This is a genomic window from Mesorhizobium sp. AD1-1 (assembly GCF_020164655.1).
GTDB classification, from domain to species: domain Bacteria; phylum Pseudomonadota; class Alphaproteobacteria; order Rhizobiales; family Rhizobiaceae; genus Mesorhizobium; species Mesorhizobium ciceri.
Genome location: NZ_JAIUGP010000002.1, coordinates 401,868 through 423,311, shown reverse-complemented (window position 1 = coordinate 423,311; position 21,444 = coordinate 401,868). Strand labels below are relative to the sequence as shown.

The 21,444-nt window shown below is 63.4% G+C and carries 23 protein-coding genes; 11 read left to right on the top strand and 12 right to left on the bottom strand.

Annotated elements, in window-relative coordinates; all coding sequences use genetic code 11:
* Positions 1 to 11: 11 nt before the first annotated feature.
* Positions 12 to 809, top strand: coding sequence for a lytic transglycosylase domain-containing protein (locus tag LB519_RS05565; RefSeq protein ID WP_013528807.1), 798 nt, complete (start codon positions 12 to 14; stop codon positions 807 to 809).
* Positions 810 to 881: 72 nt separating this feature from the next.
* Here LB519_RS05565 and LB519_RS05560 read toward each other — a convergent pair whose 3' ends face one another.
* Together LB519_RS05560 and LB519_RS05555 are read right to left on the bottom strand one after the other, a co-directional pair.
* On the bottom strand, positions 882 to 1,403 hold the full coding sequence (locus LB519_RS05560; RefSeq protein WP_013528808.1) for a hypothetical protein: 522 nt from the start codon (positions 1,401 to 1,403) through the stop codon (positions 882 to 884).
* Positions 1,404 to 1,408: 5 nt separating this feature from the next.
* Entirely contained in the window at positions 1,409 to 2,632 is a 1,224-nt protein-coding gene (locus LB519_RS05555) for an argininosuccinate synthase (protein ID WP_013528809.1), read from the bottom strand.
* Positions 2,633 to 3,032: 400 nt separating this feature from the next.
* On the opposite strand from LB519_RS05555, the gene LB519_RS05550 reads away from it, so the two are divergent.
* The 4 genes from LB519_RS05550 (at position 3,033) to LB519_RS05535 (ending at position 7,240) form a co-directional block, all read left to right on the top strand.
* On the top strand, positions 3,033 to 3,875 hold the full coding sequence (locus LB519_RS05550) for a hypothetical protein (protein ID WP_224618960.1): 843 nt from the start codon (positions 3,033 to 3,035) through the stop codon (positions 3,873 to 3,875).
* An 89-nt stretch (positions 3,876 to 3,964) separates the two neighbouring features.
* A complete protein-coding gene (locus tag LB519_RS05545; RefSeq protein ID WP_411909233.1) occupies positions 3,965 to 4,150 on the top strand; it encodes a hypothetical protein in 186 nt (61 codons plus the stop codon).
* A gap of 247 nt (positions 4,151 to 4,397) precedes the next feature.
* Entirely contained in the window at positions 4,398 to 6,473 is a 2,076-nt protein-coding gene (locus LB519_RS05540) for a putative bifunctional diguanylate cyclase/phosphodiesterase (RefSeq protein ID WP_224618959.1), read from the top strand.
* 125 nt (positions 6,474 to 6,598) lie between these two features.
* Complete coding sequence (locus LB519_RS05535) at positions 6,599 to 7,240, top strand: LysE family translocator (RefSeq protein WP_013528810.1); 642 nt, start codon at positions 6,599 to 6,601, stop codon at positions 7,238 to 7,240.
* A gap of 6 nt (positions 7,241 to 7,246) precedes the next feature.
* Here LB519_RS05535 and LB519_RS05530 read toward each other — a convergent pair whose 3' ends face one another.
* From LB519_RS05530 to rlmN, 3 genes are read right to left on the bottom strand one after another with little or no spacing between them, the layout of a single operon-like run.
* Positions 7,247 to 7,726 (bottom strand): hypothetical protein, encoded by a 480-nt coding sequence (locus LB519_RS05530; RefSeq protein WP_013528811.1) that lies wholly within the window; start codon positions 7,724 to 7,726, stop codon positions 7,247 to 7,249.
* The gene (locus LB519_RS05525) at positions 7,726 to 8,136 is read right to left on the bottom strand and encodes a hypothetical protein (protein ID WP_224618958.1); all 411 of its coding nucleotides are present in this window, start codon (positions 8,134 to 8,136) and stop codon (positions 7,726 to 7,728) included. The genes LB519_RS05530 and LB519_RS05525 overlap by 1 nt, the downstream gene beginning before the upstream one ends.
* Positions 8,137 to 8,171: 35 nt before the next feature.
* A complete protein-coding gene (rlmN, locus tag LB519_RS05520; RefSeq protein ID WP_027162882.1) occupies positions 8,172 to 9,407 on the bottom strand; it encodes a 23S rRNA (adenine(2503)-C(2))-methyltransferase RlmN in 1,236 nt (411 codons plus the stop codon).
* 380 nt (positions 9,408 to 9,787) lie between these two features.
* Between rlmN and LB519_RS05515 the strand changes: the two genes are divergently transcribed.
* Positions 9,788 to 11,137, top strand: coding sequence for a chloride channel protein (locus tag LB519_RS05515; RefSeq protein WP_024504018.1), 1,350 nt, complete (start codon positions 9,788 to 9,790; stop codon positions 11,135 to 11,137).
* 56 nt (positions 11,138 to 11,193) lie between these two features.
* Here the strand turns inward: LB519_RS05515 and LB519_RS05510 are convergent, their stop codons facing one another.
* The 3 genes from LB519_RS05510 to LB519_RS05500 form a co-directional block, all read right to left on the bottom strand.
* Positions 11,194 to 11,697, bottom strand: a complete 504-nt coding sequence (locus tag LB519_RS05510) for an invasion associated locus B family protein (RefSeq protein WP_013528815.1) — start codon at positions 11,695 to 11,697, stop codon at positions 11,194 to 11,196.
* A 270-nt stretch (positions 11,698 to 11,967) separates the two neighbouring features.
* On the bottom strand, positions 11,968 to 12,330 hold the full coding sequence (locus LB519_RS05505; protein WP_013528816.1) for a YkvA family protein: 363 nt from the start codon (positions 12,328 to 12,330) through the stop codon (positions 11,968 to 11,970).
* A gap of 123 nt (positions 12,331 to 12,453) precedes the next feature.
* Entirely contained in the window at positions 12,454 to 12,750 is a 297-nt protein-coding gene (locus LB519_RS05500; protein WP_013528817.1) for a 4a-hydroxytetrahydrobiopterin dehydratase, read from the bottom strand.
* Between the two features lie 50 nt (positions 12,751 to 12,800).
* Here LB519_RS05500 and LB519_RS05495 point away from each other — a divergent pair, with 50 nt between their 5' ends.
* Positions 12,801 to 13,319: a low molecular weight protein-tyrosine-phosphatase gene (locus LB519_RS05495; RefSeq protein WP_013528818.1), complete on the top strand. Its 519-nt coding sequence runs from the start codon at positions 12,801 to 12,803 to the stop codon at positions 13,317 to 13,319.
* Here LB519_RS05495 and thpR read toward each other — a convergent pair.
* Both thpR and LB519_RS05485 read right to left on the bottom strand, forming a co-directional pair.
* A complete protein-coding gene (thpR, locus tag LB519_RS05490) occupies positions 13,223 to 13,819 on the bottom strand; it encodes an RNA 2',3'-cyclic phosphodiesterase (protein WP_013528819.1) in 597 nt (198 codons plus the stop codon). The genes LB519_RS05495 and thpR overlap by 97 nt on opposite strands.
* A gap of 125 nt (positions 13,820 to 13,944) precedes the next feature.
* The gene (locus tag LB519_RS05485) at positions 13,945 to 14,589 is read right to left on the bottom strand and encodes an arylesterase (RefSeq protein WP_024504016.1); all 645 of its coding nucleotides are present in this window, start codon (positions 14,587 to 14,589) and stop codon (positions 13,945 to 13,947) included.
* An 88-nt stretch (positions 14,590 to 14,677) separates the two neighbouring features.
* Here LB519_RS05485 and LB519_RS05480 point away from each other — a divergent pair, with 88 nt between their 5' ends.
* From LB519_RS05480 to LB519_RS05465, 4 genes are all read left to right on the top strand, one after another.
* Positions 14,678 to 15,373, top strand: a complete 696-nt coding sequence (locus LB519_RS05480) for an ABC transporter ATP-binding protein (protein ID WP_024504015.1) — start codon at positions 14,678 to 14,680, stop codon at positions 15,371 to 15,373.
* A complete protein-coding gene (locus tag LB519_RS05475; protein ID WP_224618957.1) occupies positions 15,373 to 17,922 on the top strand; it encodes an ABC transporter permease in 2,550 nt (849 codons plus the stop codon). The genes LB519_RS05480 and LB519_RS05475 overlap by 1 nt, the downstream gene beginning before the upstream one ends.
* Positions 17,923 to 18,149: 227 nt before the next feature.
* Complete coding sequence (locus tag LB519_RS05470; protein ID WP_013528823.1) at positions 18,150 to 18,929, top strand: Bax inhibitor-1/YccA family protein; 780 nt, start codon at positions 18,150 to 18,152, stop codon at positions 18,927 to 18,929.
* Positions 18,930 to 19,037: 108 nt separating this feature from the next.
* A complete protein-coding gene (locus LB519_RS05465) occupies positions 19,038 to 19,610 on the top strand; it encodes a GNAT family N-acetyltransferase (RefSeq protein WP_127369191.1) in 573 nt (190 codons plus the stop codon).
* A 132-nt stretch (positions 19,611 to 19,742) separates the two neighbouring features.
* On the opposite strand, the gene LB519_RS05460 is transcribed toward LB519_RS05465, so the two are convergent.
* On the bottom strand, positions 19,743 to 20,126 hold the full coding sequence (locus tag LB519_RS05460) for a DUF2794 domain-containing protein (RefSeq protein WP_013528825.1): 384 nt from the start codon (positions 20,124 to 20,126) through the stop codon (positions 19,743 to 19,745).
* 433 nt (positions 20,127 to 20,559) lie between these two features.
* Positions 20,560 to 21,345 (bottom strand): DUF1223 domain-containing protein, encoded by a 786-nt coding sequence (locus tag LB519_RS05455; RefSeq protein WP_013528826.1) that lies wholly within the window; start codon positions 21,343 to 21,345, stop codon positions 20,560 to 20,562.
* Positions 21,346 to 21,444: the final 99 nt, after the last annotated feature.

The following is a 21,444-nucleotide window of genomic DNA, read 5'->3' as shown; positions in this document are numbered from 1 at the left end:
AGGAGATCAACATGGCAATTCTTGCCAAGGGAAAGATGTTTGCAGCGGCCGTGGTGGCGGTGCTTGCGCTGGCGACGGGCGCACAGGCAGCGGCCAGCTGCGGCAAGACCGGCGCCGGCTTCGAGGCCTGGAAGCAGGACTTTGCCGCGCAGGCCAGGTCGGAAGGTGTAGGCGCCAAGGGGCTGGCCGCTCTGGCCGGGGCAAACTACGCGACAAAGACCATCTCAGTCGACCGCGGCATTCACAAGGCCTTCAGCGGCTCGGTGGACGATTTCATGCGGCGGCGCGGCGGCGCGGCGATTATCTCCAAGGGCCGGTCGCTGAAGAAGTCGAATGCGGCGCTGTTCTCCAAGATCGAAGCGAATTACGGCGTGTCGCCGGGCGTGTTGCTGGCCATCTGGGGTATGGAAACCGGCTTCGGTTCGGCCATGGGCAACCAGAACACCGTCTCTGCGATTTTGACGCTTGCCTATGATTGCCGCCGCCCGGGGTTCTTCTACCCGCATGCGATCGCCGCCCTGAAGCTGGTCGATCGCGGGGCGCTGACTGCCTCGTCGGTCGGGGCCGCGCATGGCGAGATCGGACACACGCAGTTCCTGCCAGGAAACGTCCTGAAATATGGCGTCGGCGGCGGAAACCTGCGCGACAAGGGCACGGCGCTGGCTTCCACCGCCAACTTCCTCAAGGGTCATGGCTGGCGGGCAGGTGCGAGCGCGAGTGCGAATATGGGCGCGATTGCCGGCTGGAATTCCGCGAGCGTCTATCAGCAGGCCATCGCCCGCATTGCCACGGCGATCGACGGCGATTGACGGACCATGCACCGGGCAGAAGGCCCCGGCCATTTCTGACTTGATCGAAAACCCGGCGTGAATGCCGGGTTTTTATTTGATTTCGAGCGTGTAGGAGCAGCCGGCCAGGGTCTTGCCGGGATGGGACTCGACGGTCGAGACGTTGAGCTTGACGTCCGTGGAGAAGGTCAATCCTTCCGACTCTTCGGTGCTTTGGAAAACGGCCTTTTCGCCAAGGAATTTTTGCGGCGTGGAAAACACGGCCATGACGTCGAGTTCTTTTGCAAGCTCCGGCGCGGCAACGCCGTCGAGCACGGCCATCGGCCCCGCAGCGGTAAACACGATCGATCCTGTCTCGCGGTTGAACACGCGGATTTTGGCCGGCAGTTCGTATTGGCTGAGAAACGGATTGCCGGAGGCAACCTCCTTCCAGCCAAGCGTTTCAACGGCACCCGGTGCGCTGGACAGCCACAGGGCAAAGTCGTTGTAGGTCGGAACGTCCGCCCTGCACTCGATCAGCGCGGGAAGGTCAAGAGAGGCGGGGTCGAACTCCTGGCCGGCGGCCGGCGTCGCCAGAACAACCAGCGGCGCCAGGCAGCGACCGAAACCGCGCATCCGCCCTACTTGGCGCGGTTGCGCGCTGCCAGCGTTCTCAGCCGCAGTGCATTGAGGCGGATGAAGCCGGCGGCGTCCTTCTGGTCATAGGCGCCACGGTCGTCCTCGAAAGTGACCAGCGCATCGGAGTAAAGCGTCTTCTTCGACTTGCGGCCGGTGACCATGACGTTGCCCTTGTAGAGCTTGAGCCGCACCGTGCCCTCGACGTCTTCCTGGCTCTTGTCGATCATCGCCTGCAGCATCAGCCGTTCGGGCGCGAACCAGAAGCCGTTATAGATCAGCTCGGCGTAACGCGGCATGAACTCGTCCTTGAGGTGGGCCGCACCTCGGTCGAGCGTGATCGATTCGATGGCCCGGTGGGCGGCGATCAGGATGGTGCCGCCTGGCGTTTCGTAGACGCCGCGCGACTTCATGCCGACGAAGCGGTTCTCGACCAGGTCGAGCCGGCCGATGCCATTGTCGCGGCCAAGATCGTTGAGTGTCGCCAGCATGGTTGCCGGCGACAATTTCTTGCCGTTCAGCGCGATCGGATCGCCCTTCAGGAACTCGATCTCGATCTCGGTGACCTTGTCCGGCGCGTCCATCGGCGAAACGGTGCGCTGATGAACGAATTCCGGCGGCTCCACCCACGGGTCTTCCAGCACCTTGCCCTCGGAGGACGAATGCAAGAGGTTGGCGTCGACCGAGAACGGTGCATCGCCCTTCTTGTCCTTCGGCACCGGGATCTGGTGCTGCTCGGCGAAATTCATCAGGTCGGTACGCGACTTGAACGTCCAGTCGCGCCACGGCGCGATGACCTTGATGTCGGGGTTCAGTGCGTAAGCCGAGAGCTCGAAGCGAACCTGATCGTTGCCCTTGCCGGTGGCGCCATGCGCGATCGCATCGGCGCCGGTTTCCCGGGCTATATCGACCAGATGCTTGGAGATCAGCGGCCGGGCGATCGAGGTGCCGAGCAGATAGGTGCCTTCATAGACGGTGTTGGCGCGGAACATCGGGAAGACGAAGTCGGCGACGAATTCCTCGCGCACATCGACGATACGGATGTCCTTAATGCCCATCATCTCGGCCTTGCGGCGCGCCGGTTCCAGCTCTTCACCCTGACCGAGATCGGCGGTGAAGGTGATGACCTCGGCGCCGAACTCGGTCTGCAGCCATTTCAGGATGATGGATGTGTCGAGACCGCCGGAATAGGAGAGCACGACTTTCTTGATGTCTTTGGTTTTGGACATTTGGCGGTTCCGCGACAGGAGTTCTTGGCGCGCGAGTATCACGGGGTTTCCGGCTTGTGCAAGAGATGAACGGCGCACGGCAGGGGTGACGAACGCGGATAACGAGCTTTCGCTGTTGTGGCTTGGCTGATCGCGTGGGTTCCGATTTATCTCTTTCAGTCCTCTGAGAACTTCGCCGTCAACCCGGCTCGGAACGCTGGCGTTACAGCGCCGCGCGTGCTTCAGACACGCGAAAGATGCGGCAGCACTTGATTTTAGCGGCCGAAGACAAGCTTTCGTTGCAGAAATGCTGCACCTTGGCTGCAATCGGCCAAGTCGAGCGGTCGCGTCCATTTCTTTTTACTTTTAGGACCTTCCGCGTGTTAGCTGCGTCAGTATATTCGGAATACTCGGGGGTCACATGCAACGTTTTCCTATTGTCGTCGCGTCATTGGTCGTGGCGACGTCTTCCTACGCGGCCGACATCTTGCAGCCGATCGCAGAAGAAACGGTGGTCACGCCGCATATCTCCGGCTACGGCGAACTTTACCTTGGCGGACTAAGGTTTCCCGACGGCAATGACGACACGGTCCGGGCCGGCGGTGGTGCAGGTCGCGTCAACATTCCGTTTGCCGGGCGCTGGAACCTGCAAGGCGACCTCACTTACGATCGCATCTGGCAGGACGACTTTCATTTGGATGGCACCGGCGCCGCGATCCATGGCTATTATCGCGATCCCGACAGTTTTGCGGCTGGCGTTTTCGCTGCCTACAAATCCTATGGCTCCAATTTCCTTCGCGACGTAAGTGTGTACGACTATCAGGTGGGCCCGGAAGCCCAAGTCTATCTCGGCAATTTGACCCTTTACGGCCAAGCCTATTATGGCCAGTTCACCTTCGATTCCGAACATTTCGATATCGAACGTTTCAGCCAATGGGGTGTCCGCGGCGTCGCGCGTTATTTCGTCCAGAAGAATTTTCGCCTGGATGCCGAACTCGATTTCCACAGAACAGCCGCGTTGTTCGACGAAGACATGTTTGACGCCGCAGTTCAGGCCACATACCGCTTCGACGACACGCCGTGGTCGCTGTTTGGACGCTATCAGTTCGAGCGGACCACGGTCTCCGCGTCGGGTTATTCAAGCCACGCATTCCTGATCGGCGTGCGCGCCAGCTTCGGCAGCAACTCGCTGCTTGACGAAGATCGCAACGGGGCGACGATGGACACCATGCGACCCAACGGGGTGAGAAGTTTCGGGGGCTAAGCTGGGTCCTACGTTCCGCTTCCGGCATCATCGCCTGTCTTGGTACCAACAGCCCCGGCCTCGCGCCGGGGTTTGCGCGAGATGCGCCGATGATCGATGCGCTCAAGGCCGGCGCGCTGTGCGGCACGCTGATCTGCACCACGCTGGCGGTGGTCGCGCTAATCGCCGCCTCATCGATGGCCTTCTTCGCACTGAAGATCTTTGGCGCCGGCTATCTCGCCTTCCTTGCTTGGCAGGCGATCGCAGGCACGTGCCAGACTGCCGATCCAGCGTGAGGCAGGCGGCGGGCATGATGTCTGGATAAACGAAAAAATCGTTTGTCCGAGAAGCCGGCCCGCTTTTCGGGGCCATGCTCTGGGAAACAACCTGCTACAATCATAGGATGCATTCGACTGGCGGATTTAATCAAGTTTTCATGCGGCCACGCTAAGCAAGCAGGACAGAGTTGTCCTGGTTCGCATGTCGATGCCGGAGCAGCTTTTGCTCGCACATCGCGGGCTCCTCGGGCTTGGGCGACTCTCGATGCGCGTTATATCATGCATCGCCACGGAGCATAATCTGTGGCTTGTTCTCCTGGCGGCGCTGATGTGCGTCACCGGCTGTTGGGTGACGATCGGCCTCTTCGACCGTTCGAGGAAAACCACCGGCGTGCAGATGAAGGGCTGGCTGTTCCTGACCGCGGTCGCCGCCGGCTCGTCGATCTGGTGCACCCATTTCATCGCCATGCTGGCCTACCAGCCCGGCGCGCCGATCACCTTCGATCCGGTCCTGACCATGGCGTCCCTGGTCATCGCCATCGTCGGCACCGGGCTGGGCTTCACCCTCGCATCCGGCAAGAGCCGGCGGCTGGCCCCGGAATGGGGCGGCGTCGTCGTCGGCCTGGCGATCTCGGCCATGCACTACACCGGTATGATGGCCTATCACGTTGCCGGCATCGTCGAATGGGACGGCTCCTATGTCGTGGCCTCACTGGTCATCTCGGCGGTGTTCTCCGCCCTGGCCGTCGGCCATGCCGTGCGCCGGCCATACCGCTGGTCGCATTATCTCGCCATCGGGCTGCTGGTGCTGGCGATCGTCGGCCTGCATTTCACGGCGATGGCCGCGGTGGCGGTGACGCCGCTGTCTTTCATCAGCACAGGCACCAATCCCGATATTCTGGTGGCAATGGCGGTCGCCGTCGCCGTGGTCGGCCTGATCGTCGCGGCCACCGGCTTCGCCAGTTACCTGATCGATGAGCGTGGCCGACTGGAGAGTTTCGAGCGGCTTCAGCATCTCGCTCTCAACGACGCCCTTACCGGCCTTCCCAACCGGGTCTCCTTCAACGACCGCCTCGACCATGAGATCGACCGGGCATGCGAGGGCGAGGACACGATGGCGGCGGTCATCGTCATCGATCTCGACCGCTTCAAGGAGATCAACGACCTCAGGGGACACGCGGCCGGCGACCAGGCTCTCAAGATCGTTGCCCGCAGGCTGGCGAAACTCACCGGCGAGGGCGAGTTCGTCGCACGGCTCGGCGGTGACGAGTTCGCCGCCATCAAGCGCTTCAAGGATCAGAAGGACCTGCTCGGCATGGTCTCGAGGCTGGAGAAATCCCTGTTCGAGCCGTTGCGGCTCGACGATTTCGAGATCGCCGCCGGCGCCAGCATCGGCGTCGCGGTCTATCCGCGCGACGGAGCCGATCGGGAAAGGTTGGTCAGCAACGCCGACCTTGCCATGTACCGGGCGAAGAACGACGTGACGCGAGCCGTCTGCTTCTACGAATCCGCCATGGACGAGACGGCGCGGGCGCGCCGCGCCTTGGCCACCGACCTTCGCCAGGCGATCGACCGCGGCGAGCTTTCGCTTCACTATCAGGTGCAGACCTCGGTCCCGACCGGCGCCACCTGCGGCTACGAAGCGCTGCTGCGCTGGACCCATCCCGTGCATGGCATGATCCCGCCCGCCGAATTCATCCCGATTGCCGAAGAGAACGGCTCGATCATGGCGATAGGCGAATGGGTGCTGCGGACCGCGTGCCGGCAGGCGGCCTCGTGGGGCAATGGCCACAAGATCGCGGTCAATTTGTCGCCGGTGCAGTTCGCTCATGCCGATCTCGCCAAGCTCGTCCATCAGATCCTGATCGAGACCGGGCTGTCGCCGAAACGGCTGGAGCTGGAGTTGACCGAATCGACGATCGTCGCCGACAAGGTGCGCACGCTGCATGTCCTGCGCCAGGTCAAGGCGCTTGGGGTGACGATCGCGATCGACGATTTCGGCACTGGCTATTCATCGCTCGATACGCTGCGCTCGTTTCCCTTCGACAAGATCAAGCTCGACCGCTCATTCATGGCCGATGTCGAGCGAAGCCCGCAGGCCAAGGCCATCATCCGGGCGGTGCTGACGCTGGGCCGCAGCCTCGACATTCCGGTGCTCGCCGAAGGCGTCGAGACACATGTCCAGCTCACCATCCTGCAGGTCGAAGGCTGCAATGAGGCGCAAGGCTATTTTCTCGGCCGGCCGAAGCCCATCGACCAGATCACCGGGGACACCGATGTCCGCAACGATCGACTCTTCGCGGAGGAGCCAGCGAGGATACGGCTGAGCAGGCAGGCATAGGACTGCCGCGGCCGGCGCCCAGCGAATGCCGTGCAGACGCCTGCTGGATCGAGATCGGATCGCTGCTGTGTCTGGCGTCGACATGGCGCATCCTGTATAGGCCTCCCAATTCCCCGGGGCCGCTCATGTCGTTCATTCCAGACACCACCACGCTGATCCAGTTCGCCATCGCCACGGTCATCCTGGCGATCACGCCGGGGCCGGACATGACCCTGTTCGTCTCGCGCACGCTGAGCCAGGGCCGTGCCACCGGCTTTGCCTCGATGGCCGGCGCGCTGTGCGGCACGCTGATCCACACCACGCTGGTGGTGGTCGGCGTCTCGGCGCTGATCGTCGCCTCGCCGATGGCATTCTTCGTGCTGAAGATCTTCGGCGCCGGCTATCTCGTCTTCCTGGCCTGGCAGGCAATCACCAGGGGCTCGGCCTTTTCACCGGAGAAGAAGACGGGACCCGAGATTTCGCTGTTGCGCAGCTGGGCGGCGGGCCTCGGCGTCAATCTGCTCAACCCGAAGATCATCCTGTTCTTCATGACCTTCCTGCCGCAGTTCGTCTCCGCACATGATCCGAACGCACCGGGAAAGCTGTTTTTCCTGGGCACGATGTTCATCGTGCTGTCGGTCCCGGTGACGGTGCCGATGGTGCTGGCGGCGGAAAAGTTTTCGGCGGCGATGAAGGCAAGCCCGCGCGTTACGCGGGTGGTCGACTATCTCTTCGCCGGCGTGTTCTCCGCCTTCGCCCTCAAGATCCTGACGGCGCAGGCGAAGTAGGCGCCGTCATCCTGTCCAGCCATCCTCTTTTGATCCTGGTTCGCCTTGCCACCAGCTTGCGGCCCAGCGCCCGGCGCTGAGCCAGTAAAAGATACCACCGACCATGCCGCTGCCGATCACGGCCATGATGGCGCTGGTGTCCCTGACGGCGAAGGCGGTGTCACCGCTGTGGTCGGCAAGCCCGAGGAAAACACCGGCAACCACCGCGCCCGCCAGCGCATAGAACAGCCAGTCGCGCCGGCCCAGGATTTCGGCAAGCAGGATGACGACAGAGGCCGGCATCAGGGCGAAATAGGCGACGAACAGGGCGGCGAAGGGAATTGAAAAATACAGGGAAGCCGTCGCCGTCGGATGCGCATGCTCCGGCGTGTAGCCGAGCGATGCCAGGAACAGGATGTTGAGGAAGGCGCTCGCCGCCAGCGAGGCGACGGCATAGCCGAACAGGATGACGGTGAAACGGATCAGGTAGCCGACGAGACGCGCCATCAATCCCGGCCCAGATTCCGGCCCGTGCCGGACCTGCGTCCAGCCAGAAGCCAGTAGATCCAACCGGCGGCGATGCCGGCGGTGGCGAGAAAACCCAGAAAGCCCGGATTGAAGACAAAGCTGCTGGCCGAGCGCGGCATGGATACGCCAAAGGCAATGGACGTGATCGCACCAGTGGCGGCGAAGTAGAACCATCCTCGAAGTGAGAACCGTTCGGCGACAAAGAGCGCCGGGCCGACGATCAACAGCGCGCCGATCATTACGGTCAACACGGCGAGCGGGAACGAGCCAAGCCAGTCGAAGGCGAAAATGATCGACCAGTTGCCGTCTTCGATGCCTTCCAGAAGAGCGATCAGCAGCACCGGCACCAGGATCGAGGTCAGCACGGCGGCGATATAGCCGACCGCCATGATGGCGAGGCGTCTTAGGCAGGCGAAGGGGCGGTTCACGCCTCGCCGTGCCCCGCTATCATCATCGCTTCCAGAGCCAGCCGGTCCACCTTGCGCATGCGCTCGGAGTCGGATTTGAGCTGGCCGCAGGCGGCGAGGATGTCGCGGCCGCGCGGCGTGCGGATCGGCGAGGCATAGCCGGCATTGTTGATGTAGTCGGCGAATTTCTCGATCGTCTCCCAGTCCGAGCACTGGTAATTGGTGCCCGGCCACGGGTTGAACGGGATCAGGTTGATCTTGGCCGGAATGCCCTTGAGCAGCTTGATCAGTCCCTTGGCGTCCTCGATGGAATCGTTGACGTCCTTCAGCATCACATATTCGAAGGTGATGCGCTTGGCGTTCGACAGGCCGGGATAGGCGCGGCAGGCGGCGATCAGTTCCTTCAGCGGATACTTCTTGTTGATCGGCACAAGCAAGTCGCGCAGATCGTCATTGGTGGCATGTAGCGAGATTGCCAGCATGACGCCGATTTCCTCGCCGGTGCGGAAGATTTCCGGCACGACGCCGGAGGTCGACAGCGTGATGCGCCGCTTCGACAGGGACAGGCCGTCACCATCGGAAGCGATCAGCAGCGCCTTCTTCACCGCTTCGAAATTGTAAAGCGGCTCGCCCATGCCCATCATGACGATGTTGGACACTTTGCGGCCTTCGGCCGGCACGATGGCGCCGTCGGGCGTGTCGCGGTCAGGGAAATCGCCGAGCCGGTCGCGGGCGGTGAGCAGCTGGGCGAGGATCTCCTCGGCCGTCAGATTGCGCACCAGCTTCTGCGTGCCGGTGTGGCAGAACGAGCAGGTCAGCGTGCAGCCCACCTGCGAGGAGATGCACAGCGTGCCGCGACCCTCTTCGGGAATGTAGACGGTTTCGATCTCGACAGGCCGGCCGGCGCCGCGCGGCGGAAAGCGGAACAGCCACTTTCGCGTGCCGTCGGCGGAAATCTGCTCCTCGACGATCTCGGGCCTGGCGACGGTGAAATGCTTGTCGAGCTCAGCACGCAGATCCTTGGAGATGTTGAACATGCCGGCGAAATCGGAGACGCCGCGCACATACATCCAGTGCCACAGCTGCTGGGCGCGCATTTTCGCCTGGCGCTCGGGCACAGCGCCTGATGCAACCAGAGTCTCGGCGAGTTCGATCCGCGTCAGGCCGATCAGCGACTGCTTTTCGGGCTGTGCCGAGCGGGCACGCAACGCGTCGCGGGCGCTGTCAGTGGTGAGATCGAATGAAAGGGTCATGGTCTACGCCAATATAAGCGGTTTGCGGCCGATTTCACGCATCGTGCCGGAAAGGAAGCGCGGCGCATAGCACAGGTTGAGGGCAGAGTCATGCTCAGCTAGCTTTACGATCTACGATCGCCTTGGAACGACGTCGGCACCGCCCCTCGTCATGGCGGGCATTTCTCTCCCGATAATGCCTGTCTTGCGGCGGCAGCGCGTTTGGCTGATGGCTTCCCCCACTTCGTCGAGCGTAGCTCGACGGAGTGGGGGTCGACCTTTCACCGAAGCGATGCTTCCGCCTGGCACTCAGGCGAGCGCCAACGACAGGTTTTTCCGGCGCTAGTTTAATAGACTGCCCAGCTGTGTTAGGCCGAAACATTCCCCGCTCGAGGACAGACATGGCCGGCACATCGCGAAAATATCCCATGCTGCGGCGTTCGCGCGCGATGTGGGGCTCACGGCGGGTCTGGCAGCCGCGCCTGGTGTTCTGGGCGGGCGCGCTTGGCATCGGTGTGATCAGCGTGCTGTTCGCGGTGCTGGCCGACAGGGCGCAGGAACTGTTTCAACTGATGACAGGAGATGCAGGCGGCTGGCGTTTCTATCTGCCGCTTGCCATTACGCCGTTGGGTTTCGTGCTGTGCGCCTGGCTTGCCCACACCTTCTTTCCCGGTTCGCAAGGCAGCGGCATTCCGCAGGCGATCGCCGCCCGCCATCTGCGTGACGACGAGGACCGCAGCCATATCCTGTCCCTCAAACTGGTGGCCGGCAAAATCATGCTCACCATCGTCGGCCTGTTCTGCGGCGCCTCGATCGGCCGCGAGGGTCCGACGGTGCAAGTCGGCGCGTCGCTGATGCTGCAGGCGGCACGCTGGGGCGGCATGGTGCAGGCCCGGGGTCTGATCCTGGCCGGGTCGGCCGCCGGGATTGCCGCCGCCTTCAACACGCCGCTGGCCGGCATCGTCTTCGCCATCGAGGAGATGGGCCGCACCTATGAGGCGCGAACCAACGGGCTGGTGCTGACGGCGGTGATCCTGGCCGGTCTCGCTTCGCTCGGCCTGCTCGGCAACTACACCTATTTTGGCGTCGCCAGGGACACCATCTCGTTTGCTGCCGAATGGCCGCTGGTGCTTGCCTGCGGCATCATCGGCGGCGGGTTCGGCGCGCTGTTCTCGCTGCTGGCGTTGAAGGCGACGCGGCGGATCCGGCGCTGGAACACTGGGCAGCCTTTGCGGCGCGCCCTGGTCGTGGCCGCAATCTGCGGGCTTGCGGTGGCGGTGATCGGCATCGCCTCGGGCGGGCTGACCTTCGGCACCGGTTACGTGCAGGCGCGGGGCGCCGTCGAAGGCACGCCGCTGCCGTGGTTCTTCTTCGCCGAAAAGTTCCTGGCGGGATTGCTGTCGATGATCTCGGGCATTCCGGGCGGTATCTTCGCGCCCTCGCTGGCTGTCGGCGCCGGCATCGGCAGTTCGCTCGGCCTCCTCTTTGGCGCGAGCACTGGGGTGGCGGCACTGCTCGGCATGGCCGGCTATTTCGCCGGTGTGGTGCAAGCGCCGATGACGGCCTTCGTCATCATCCTGGAGATGACCGGCAATCACGACAATGTCATCGCGCTGATGCTGGCCTCGATGCTGGGCTACGGCACGGCGCGCATGATCTCGCACGAGCCGCTCTATCACGCGCTATCGCGTGTCTTCATCGCCGAGGCGATCCGGCGCCGCCGGGCGGAGGCCGGGCCGGGGCAAGTATGAAAGAAAAAAGGCCGGGCTTCGCGGCCCGGCCTTTCTCTCAAAAAAAGTAGCTTTGCCTATTTACACTTGGCGATCGATGTCAGCGCCGCCGAAATGCCCTTCAGAGAGAAGACATAGGAGGTGGGATTGCCGCGGCCGGACTTCGCCGTCACCTTCATGTCGGTGCCGGTCTTCATGGCGGCGATCAGTACCGGCTCCTCGGCGGCATTCTCGACCCAGGCCGATTTGCCGCGCGTGAACATCGAAAACGTCTTCTTGTCGATGGTCACAGTGGCCTTGGAGCCTTCCTGGAAATTGTAGCCGGCAATGAATTGCGGCTCGTAGGACACTTGCTGGCCGGGCCGCTGGCTGACGAAGAAGAACATATCGCCATGGTCGAGCGTGGGCGGCTGCTTGTCGGTCGGCACGGTCAGGACATAGCAGACCTTGCCGCCCGATGCCTGGTAGCTGTAGGTGCCCCAGGCATTGTGCTGGCCGATCTTGGTCGCCGACTGCGCCAGTGCCGGCGCTGCCACGGCCACCAGGGCCAGACTCGAAACTATCGCAATCAATCCGCGCATCGCTTTTCCCGTATTCCAAATGGTGCGGAGGCAGGCCGGCTTGGCGTCCTGCCCGTCGCTTCATTTTGATTTAATCTGGGTTACCAAACGGTGAATTTCCGAAGAGAAAAGGACCCTCACCCCGAGGAAACCGCCACCATACCCGCGCCGCCGCCCTGCGAGCGGGTGGCGCGACATCCCTTTGGCGACTTGGAGGCCACGAAAGCGGCAAGAGTTTGACTTTTTACGCTGTCGCCGAAAGCCGGCTTCAACGGCGTTCCGCGCGCGTGTTCAGCCCTTCTCGGCCATGGCGTCCCTGGCGGCCTGCCGGTGCGCAGTGGTGATATGGGCACTGACGGCGGTGATCGCGGCGGTGAGCACGGCGATGTCGTCGGTGAAGCCAAGCCCGAAGACGAAGTCGGGGATGACATCCACCGGCAGCACGAAATAACCGAGCGCGGCCAGCAGAATGCCCTTGGCGCGCAGCGGCGTGTTCTTGTCCATGGCGCAATAATAGGCGGCCACGACCTCTTCCATGAAGGGGATCTGCCGCGCGGCCTTCTTGGCTGTGCGCCAGAATTTCTCGCGCACTTCGCTCTCGTCTGACGGCTTGCCGCCAAAGCCGAAGAAATCAAAACCGGATTGTTGCGCCATCAGTCTCTCCTTGCGGGGCTCATGCGCATCCGGCGCCTGCCCCGCGGGGGAAAATGTGGTGAAACCCGACCCCCGCTACAAGATGCCGGTGCCGATTTGGGCCTGCCGAGGCGATACCAGGCCTCAGGCGCCGGCAAAACGGTTCATTTTCGTGGCCAGATCGATATCGAGCGCAGTGACGCCGCCGGCGTCGTGGGTGTTCAGCGTTACGTCGACGGTCTTGTAGACATTCGACCACTCGGGATGATGATCCATCGCCTCGGCGGCAAGCGCGACGCGGGTCATAAAGGCGAAAGCCTCGGAGAAATTCGCGAAGGTGAATGTGCGCTTGATGGAGGCGCCGTCTTCCGCCAGCGCCCAGCCGTCGAGGCCCGTCAATGCGGCTTCAGCGGCTTGCCTGCCCAGTTTCTCTCTCGCCATGTCCCTATCCTGTGCTATTCGAAAACGACCCTCACCATAGCGACGGATCGATGAGCGCGAAGCCTATAAATTCCATTCTCTTCGTCTGCCTCGGCAACATCTGCCGGTCGCCGCTGGCGGAAGGTGTCTTCCGCGCCGTTTGGGCCGAGCGCGGGTCGGCCCGGGATATCCTGCTCGATTCGGCGGGAACCAGTGACTGGGAGGCCGGCTCTGCCCCCGATCGACGCGCGATCGCGGTCGCCATGCGGCACGGCGTCGACATTTCCGGGCAGAGGGCGCGCAAGGTCACGCCGCAGGACCTCCACCGCTTCGACCTGATCCTCGGCATGGACCGGTCGAATGTCGCCGACCTGAAGGCGCTGGCGCCGGCGGCCGTGCAGGACCGCATCCATCTGTTCCTGGAGTTCGCGCAGGGAAAGGCACGCGACGTGCCGGATCCTTATCATGACGAGGCAGAAGCCTTCGCTTCCGCCTATCGCATGATCCGCGAGGCGTCGGAGGCGCTGGCGACAAGGCTGGAGGCGCGGGCGTCCGTGCCTGACAGCGGCCAGGCTTCCTCGACGATGTAGGGTCCGCCGCCGACCGAATCGCGCGACGACATCAAAACGAAACGGCCGATGCGGAACGGCAGCGTCGAGAAATTGCCGCGCGCCGACAGATATTGGGCAACGTCCAGCGGGGTCGAATTGCGCAAGCGCGCCAGCGTCACATGCGGCATGAATTTGCGCGGGTCGGCCGGGATGCCGAGCCGCTGGCAGATGCGGTCGATCTCACCTTGAAGGGCGGCCAGATCGGGCGAGGCGGAAGCGCCCGCCCACACCGCATGCGGCTTCTTCTGGCCGAAAGCGCCGACGCCGGTCAGCGCCAGCGAGAAAGAAGGGCGGTGGACGCGGTCGAGCGCGTTGGCGATCTCGTCGGCGACATGGCCGGGAACATCGCCGATGAAGCGCAGCGTCAGATGGTAGTTTTCGACGTCGATCCAGCGGGCTCCCGGCAAGCCGCCCCGCAGCAGGGACAGCGAAAGGGCAGCGTCACGCGGAATTTCGAGGGCGGTGAAAAGACGCGGCATGAAGAGCCTCCCTTCCTCGAATCGAACTGTCACCCATAGCGAATCATCGATAGTCAAACGGAGCAAGAGGTTTGTTGGCCACAGTCCCTGTTAAAAGCTCGCCGGGCGGAAACAGTTCCAACCCGCTAGGAATCGCCCGGCACTGCCGCGATCACCTTCTCGACCGTGGGCAGGATGCGTTCGACCATCTGGTCGACGCCTCGTGCGCTCGGATGCAGGCCGTCCTCGAGCTGCATGCCGGGCTGGCCGGCGACGCCGTCGAGAAAGAACGGGTAGAGCGCGACGTCGTATTTCTTCGCCAGGTCCGGGAAAATGGCGTCGAAGGCGCTCTGGTAGTCGGGACCGAGATTGGGTGCGGCGCGCATGCCGGCCAGAAGCACGGCAATCTTGCGCTGCTTCAGCTTGCTCAGCATCTCGTCGAGGTTCTTTTTGGTGATGTCGGGCGAGACGCCACGCAGCATGTCGTTGGCGCCTAGTTCGAGGATGACCAGTTGCGTGCCGTCCGGCACCGACCAGTCAAGCCGCGCCAGGCCGCCGCTCGTCGTGTCGCCGGAGACGCCGGCATTGGCGACGGTCACATCATGGCCTTTGGCGCCAAGCGCTGCCTGCAGCCTGTCGGTAAAGCCCTGGTCGGGTCCAAGGCCATAGCCCGCCATCAGGCTGTCACCGAAGCCGACGATCTTGAACGGCTCGGCACGCGCCGACGACATGACGCCGCAAATGGCGAGGAAAACCACGAAGCCTGCGGCAATACTGCGTTTGAAAGACATGCGGCAGGCCCCATATGAGCTAGAAATTCTTCAGTCGACGGCTTCCGGCAAGCAGAGCCTTCATTCCCAGATATAGGACGATTTCATTTTGACAGAAGCCGTCATCGCGCTGAAAGATGTGTCCCTGACCCTTGGCGAGGGCGCTTCATCGGTCCATGTGCTGAAGGGGGTGAGCCTCGATGTGGCGACCGGCGAGGCGACCGGCATCGTCGGACCTTCGGGTTCCGGCAAGTCGACCTTGCTGATGGTCCTGGCAGGCCTGGAAAGGGTCGATTCGGGTACGGTCCGAATCGCCGGCGAGCTGCTCAACGGCAAAAGCGAGGACCAGATTGCTTCGTTTCGTGGCCGAAACATTGGCATCGTGTTCCAGTCCTTCCATCTCATTCCCAACATGACGGCGCTCGAAAATGTCGCGGTGCCGCTGGAACTGGCCGGCCATTCCGATCCGTTCGCGGTGGCGGCGCGCGAGCTGGCGGCGGTTGGCCTCAGCGACCGCGTCACCCACTATCCCGGCGAATTGTCGGGCGGCGAGCAGCAGCGCGTGGCGATCGCCCGCGCATTGGCGCCGTCGCCGCGCATCCTGATCGCCGACGAGCCGACCGGCAATCTCGACCAGGCGACCGGGCGGCAGGTCGCCGACCTCTTGTTTGCGAAGGCGGCCGAGCGCGGCATGACGCTGGTGCTGGTCACGCATGATCCGGCGCTCGCGGCACGCTGTTCGCGCCAGGTTTCGATGCGCTCGGGCCGGATCGAGGCACCGGCGCCTGTCAAGGTGACGGCCTGATGCCGCTGTCCCGGACGTTGAGGCTCGCTGTCCGCTTCTCGCTGCGCGAGATGCGCGGCGGCCTGTCCGGTTTCCTGATCTTCCTCGCCTGCATCGCGCTCGGCGTCGCGGCCATCGGCGGCGTCAACTCGGTGGCGCGTTCGATCACCGCCGGTGTCGCCAATCAGGGCCAGACGCTGCTTGGCGGCGATCTTCGCTTCCAGATCAACCAGCGTGACGCCAGTCAGGCGGAGCGCAGCTTCCTTGACGGGCTCGGCACGGTTTCGCGGACCGCCAGCATGCGTTCGATGGCGCGTCTGGCCGACGGATCCGACCAGGCGCTGGTCGAGGCCAAGGCGGTCGACCATGTCTATCCGCTCTATGGCACGCTGGAGACCGAGCCGGCGCTGTCGAAACAGGAACTGTTCGGCGAAGAGTTCGGCGTCTTCGGTGCGGCAGCGCCCGATCTTCTGTTCGAGCGGTTGCACGTCAAGCTTGGCGACCGGCTGAAGCTCGGCACCGCCACTTTCGAACTGCGCGCCAAGCTGGTCGCCGAACCGGACGCCGTGTCCGACGGTTTCGGCTTCGCGCCGAGGCTGATGATCTCGACCGAAGGGTTGGCGGCCACTGGACTGATCCAGCCGGGCAGCCTGGTCGAGAATGCCTACAAAATCCGGCTGCCGGCGGACGCCGACGAGACGAGGCTCAAGGCCATCCAGGATCAGGCCGCCACGGATTTTCCGGAAGCCGGCTGGTCGATCCGCACGCGCAGCAACGCGGCGCCCGCGCTGTCGTCCAACATCGAACGCTTCTCACAGTTCCTGACCCTGGTCGGGCTGACGGCGCTGGTGGTCGGCGGCGTCGGCGTCGCCAATGCGGTGCGCGCCTATCTCGACGGCAAGCGCGGCGTCATCGCCACCTTCAAGAGCCTGGGCGCTTCGGGCGGCTTCGTCTTTGCCGTCTATCTCGTGCAGATCCTGATCATAGCCGGATTGGGTATCGTGCTGGGCCTTGTGCTCGGCGCACTAATGCCCTTCGCGGCGAGCGCGGCCTTGCAATCCGTCATTCCGGTGCCGGCCGAAGGCGGCTTCTATCCCGGCGCGCTCGGCATGGCGGCGCTGTTCGGCCTGCTGGTGACGTTGGCTTTCGCGCTGCTGCCGCTCGGCCGCGCCCGCGACGTGCCGGCAACCGCGCTGTTTCGCGAAATGGGGCTGGAAGGCCGCGGCTTGCCGCGCCCCGCCTATGTCGCGGCGGCCATAGGCATCGCGCTGCTGCTTGCGGCGCTGGCCATTCTGTTCTCGGGCGACCAGCGCATCGCCTCGATCTTTGTCGGCGCTACCGTCTTCGCCTTCCTGGTGCTGCGCGTGGTCGGCGCACTGGTGCAATGGGCCGCCAGGAAAAGCCCGCGCGTGCGCTTCGTGGCGCTCAGGCTCGCCATCGGCAACATCCATCGGCCAGGCGCCCTGACGCCATCGGTGGTGCTGTCCCTGGGGCTCGGGCTGACGCTATTGGTGACGCTGGCGCTGATCGACGGCAATCTCAGGCGACAGATCTCGGGCAGCCTGCCGGAACGGGCGCCGAACTTCTTCTTCGTCGACATCCAGAGCGCCGATGTCGCGTCCTTCTCGGCGCTGATCGGCAAGGAGGCGCCGCAGGGCGTGCTGGCCAAGGTGCCGATGCTGCGCGGCCGGGTGATGGCGCTGAACGGTGTCGACGTCGACAAGGTGAAGGTGCCGGCGGAAGGCGCCTGGGTGCTGAGGGGGGATCGCGGCCTGACCTATGACACCAGGCAGCCGGAGAACGCGACGCTGACCGAGGGCAGTTGGTGGCCCGAAAATTACAGCGGCGAACCGTTGGTTTCGTTTTCGGCGCAAGAAGGCAAGGAGATCGGGCTGAAGCTCGGCGACACCATCACCGTCAATGTGCTGGGCCGCAATGTCACGGCCAGGATCGCCAGTTTCCGCCAAGTCGAATGGGAGACGATGGGTATCAATTTCGTCATGGTCTTCTCGCCCAACACATTCGCGGGCGCCCCGCATGGCTGGATGGCGACGCTGACCGAAAAGAGTGCATCGACGGCCGACGACGCCCGCATCCTCAACGCCGTCACCCGCGCCTTCCCGGCGGTGACGACGGTCCGGGTCAAGGACGCGCTCGACGTCGTCAACCGGCTGGTCGGGCAGCTCGGCACGGCGATCCGGGCGGCCGCTGGCGTGGCGCTGATCGCTTCGGTGCTGGTGCTGGCCGGCGCGCTTGCAGCCGGCAACCGGGCGCGCATCCATGATGCGGTGGTGTTGAAGACGCTGGGCGCGACACGCACGACGCTGATATCGGCCTTCTCGCTCGAATATATGCTGATCGGGCTGGCCACCGCCATTTTCGCGCTGGCGGCGGGCAGCGCAGCCGCCTGGTTCGTCGTCGCGCGCATCATGACTCTGCCGTCGCATTTCATGCCGGAGGTGGCGGTGGCAACCATTCTGTTTTCGCTGGTGATCACGGTCGGCATTGGTCTCGCCGGCACCTGGCGGGTGCTCGGCCACAAGGCAGCACCGGTGCTGCGCAACCTGTGACGACAGGCCCGGAACGGACATCCTGGATTAAATCTTGGTAAGAAAGCCGTCCGAAAAGCCGAGGAAACGGCGCTTCGCCCTCTCACGAACCGTTACATCCGGTTACGGTCTTGTTCTTGACGCGAATAACCATCATATTTCGCCACAGGCATGCTGGAGCCCTGCCAGCGGCGCCTGGGTCCGGAAGGACCTGACACCGGACGGGGCAGAAGCAATAGAGGACTACAATGGCTGATCCCATTCGCAACTACCAGACGCGCGCCGTGCCCGGCGTCGGCGTCGGTGCCGACATCGATCAGGGCCTGCGCGCCTACATGATCAAGGTTTACAATCTGATGGGGCTTGGCCTCCTCATCACCGGTCTTGCCGCTGTCGGCACGATCATGCTGGCCACCACCACCGATCCGGCTTCGGCTGTCGCGACGCTGCCGAGCGGCGAGATGCTGACGTCCTTCGGCTACGCGATCTTCGGCTCGCCGCTGCGCTGGGTGGTGATGCTGGCGCCGCTGGCCGCCGTGCTGTTCCTGTCGTTCCGCGTCCAGTCGATGAGCGTTTCGGCGGCGCAGACGACGTTCTGGGTCTATGCCGGTCTCGTCGGCCTGTCGCTGTCTTCGATCTTCCTGGTCTACACCACGGCCAGCATTTCACAGACCTTCTTCGCCACGGCCGCCGCCTTCGGTGCGCTGTCGCTGTTCGGCTACACCACCAAGCGCGACCTGACGGCGATGGGCTCGTTCCTGATCATGGGCGTGTTCGGCATCATCATCGCGTCGGTGATCAACATCTTCCTGCAGTCGTCGGCGCTGTCGTTTGCCGTGTCGGCGATCGGCGTGCTGGTCTTCGCGGGCCTCACCGCCTATGACACGCAGAAGATCAAGGAGATGTATTTCGAGGGCGACAGTTCGGACGTTGCCGGCCGCAAGGCGATCATGGGCGCGCTGACGCTCTATCTCGACTTCATCAACCTGTTCATGTTCCTGTTGCAGTTCATGGGCGACCGTCGCTAGTTCAGCATGCTGGACCATCGAGTTCCAAAAGGGCGGCCCAACGGCCGCCCTTTTCTTTTGTGCCGGGCTTTGCTGTTATCGCGAGCAGAGAAATGGCACGCATAAATTATGAGCACTATTACGATTCGACCGGCGACAGCGGCCGACCTCGACAGCATCACGGGCATCTACGCCGACGCGGTCGCCCAAGGCACGGCGAGCTATGAGTTGGAGCCGCCGAGCCGCGCGGAGATGGGTGTTCGATTCGACAGCCTGATGGCCGGCGGCTTTCCCTACCTGGTGGCGGAGAAGGACGGCGCGGTTCTCGGCTACGCCTATGCCGGTGCCTTCCGGCCACGCCCGGCCTATCGCTTCATTGTCGAGGATTCGGTCTATGTCGCGCCCGAGGCCAAGGGCCAGGGCGTCGGGCTCAAGCTGATGCAAAGCCTGATCGAGGCGGTGACGACGGCGGGCTTTCGCCAGATCATCGCGGTGATCGGCGATGGCCGTCCCGACAGCGCCTCGGTGCGGCTGCACGAAAAGCTCGGCTTTCGCCATTCGGGCCGCCTTGAAGGTTCCGGCTACAAGCACGGCCGCTGGCTGGACACGGTGTTCATGCAACTGTCCCTGAATGGCGGTGCCTCGACGCCGCCCGATCCGAGTTCGCTGCCAGAGCGGAAGTTTCGCCTTAGAGCGGACTGAAGAAGGAACTGAAGAATTGCGGAATTGAAGAACTGAAGAATAAAAAGAAGCGGCGGCAACAGATGACGCCGAGGCCTTTTCTTCAACTCATCAATTCTCCATTTCTTCAATTCCCCTGCTCTAATTCCCTGCTCAGGCTTCGACCAGCTTCAACTTGCTGTCGAACACACCGAGCACGCGGCCGAGTTCCTGGCCGCGTTTCAAGATGCGGCCGCCGGCGGCGATGACGGCAAAGGCGCCCTGCTTGCGGGCCAGTTTCGGATCCTTGACGATCTGGAACAGCGGCACTTCGCTGGTGCGGCGGAAGACGGAAAAGACAGCGCGGTCGGCGAGATGATCGATGGCGTAGTCGCGCCATTCATTGGCGGCGACCATGCGTCCGTAGAGCCTGAGGATCTGGTCCAGCTCGCGTCGATCGAACCGCACCGGCTGATCGAGACGTTCGCGTCGCGCCTCGTGCAGCGGGATTATTGCGGATGCGTCCCCATCCCCCGTCCCGCCACTGTCATCGGTCATGCCTCGATCCTTCAAAATGAATCTTTGCCAACCAAAGTTGGCGTGTTCGCGACTGAATTGCAAGGCCCGGCGAACCGAGCCCCGCGCCGCGCCGTTTCCGTCACGTCCAGTCACTTTTATGAAACGCCGTGTTGGAATTGGTGATGTTCCGCCACATTTCTGCCTTTTTTTATCCGCGCTCATGCCCCAATGTCCGACGAATTTACCGGCGTTGCCTGAGACGGTTCGGTCCGGCACCGGCTCGTAAACCCCAAGCCCCCCGCCCACGGGTCTGCGTCGGATCGAACCAACCTCGGCTCTTCCTCGGAAGAACCGGGAGCGACGATCCCAAAACCTAAATGACCGGCGTCAGAAGCAAGCTGACGTCGGTTTTTTATTGGCTGGTGATAGGTGAGCCTTCGCGCTACCGCGGCAGGGGTTTGAGCGCTCTATCTCAAGGCTTGTGGATGAATGCGGCGCCGAGAATGGGACCGGGCATGCCGTCCTTGCCGACCGACTGCAGCAGCACGGCGCAGCCGCCCTTTTTGGCAATCTCGCTCATCGGCAGTTCGTAGCGCTGTGCCTTGCCATGCCACATGCCGGCGGTCTGGATGCCGGTGACGGCGTTCCAGTAGGTCATCTTGCGGCCGGTATTTTCGCCCTCGCCGACTTTGACCGTCTGCGGCGGGTCGAAATAGACGATGACGACATGGGCGTCGCTGGGGCCGTTGCCGGCATCGCCGGCGTCGATCATCACGCGATCGCTGGTGCGGCTGACCTTGACGGCGACGCGCATGCCTTCGCCGCTCTTGGCCATGCGGGCGAGCGCACCATCGACCTCGCCGCGGTTGGCGCCGTTGACATGGACGCGGCCATTGATGACGGCCTGCGGCGTATAGACGGAGCGGCTGCCGAAGGCGCGCATATAGTCGTATTGCCGCTCGGTGTTCTCCTTGCGGCCGAGCGTGTCCTGCCAGCCGAGATAGTCCCAGTAGTCGACGTGATAGGCGAGCGCGACGATGTCTTCCTTGGCGGCAAGTTCGGAGAACAGAGTATCGGCCGGCGGGCAGGAACTGCAGCCCTGGCTGGTGAACAGCTCGACCACGCCCAATGGCTTTTCGATCTGGACCCGGTCGGTCTGGGCGCGATCGGATTCGCCGGCATGCCCGGCGCCGGCAGACGCCGAGAAGGCCAGCGCAAGAGCTGCCAGCCACAATGATTTTCGCGAGGCCATGGCCATTCCGATTCCCGCCGGTGATGCCGGCTTTATCTTGATTGCTGAAATATGTGGCAGAACCGGAAGCCAACGGGAAGTCACGTTGCGGTGAAATTTTGCCGT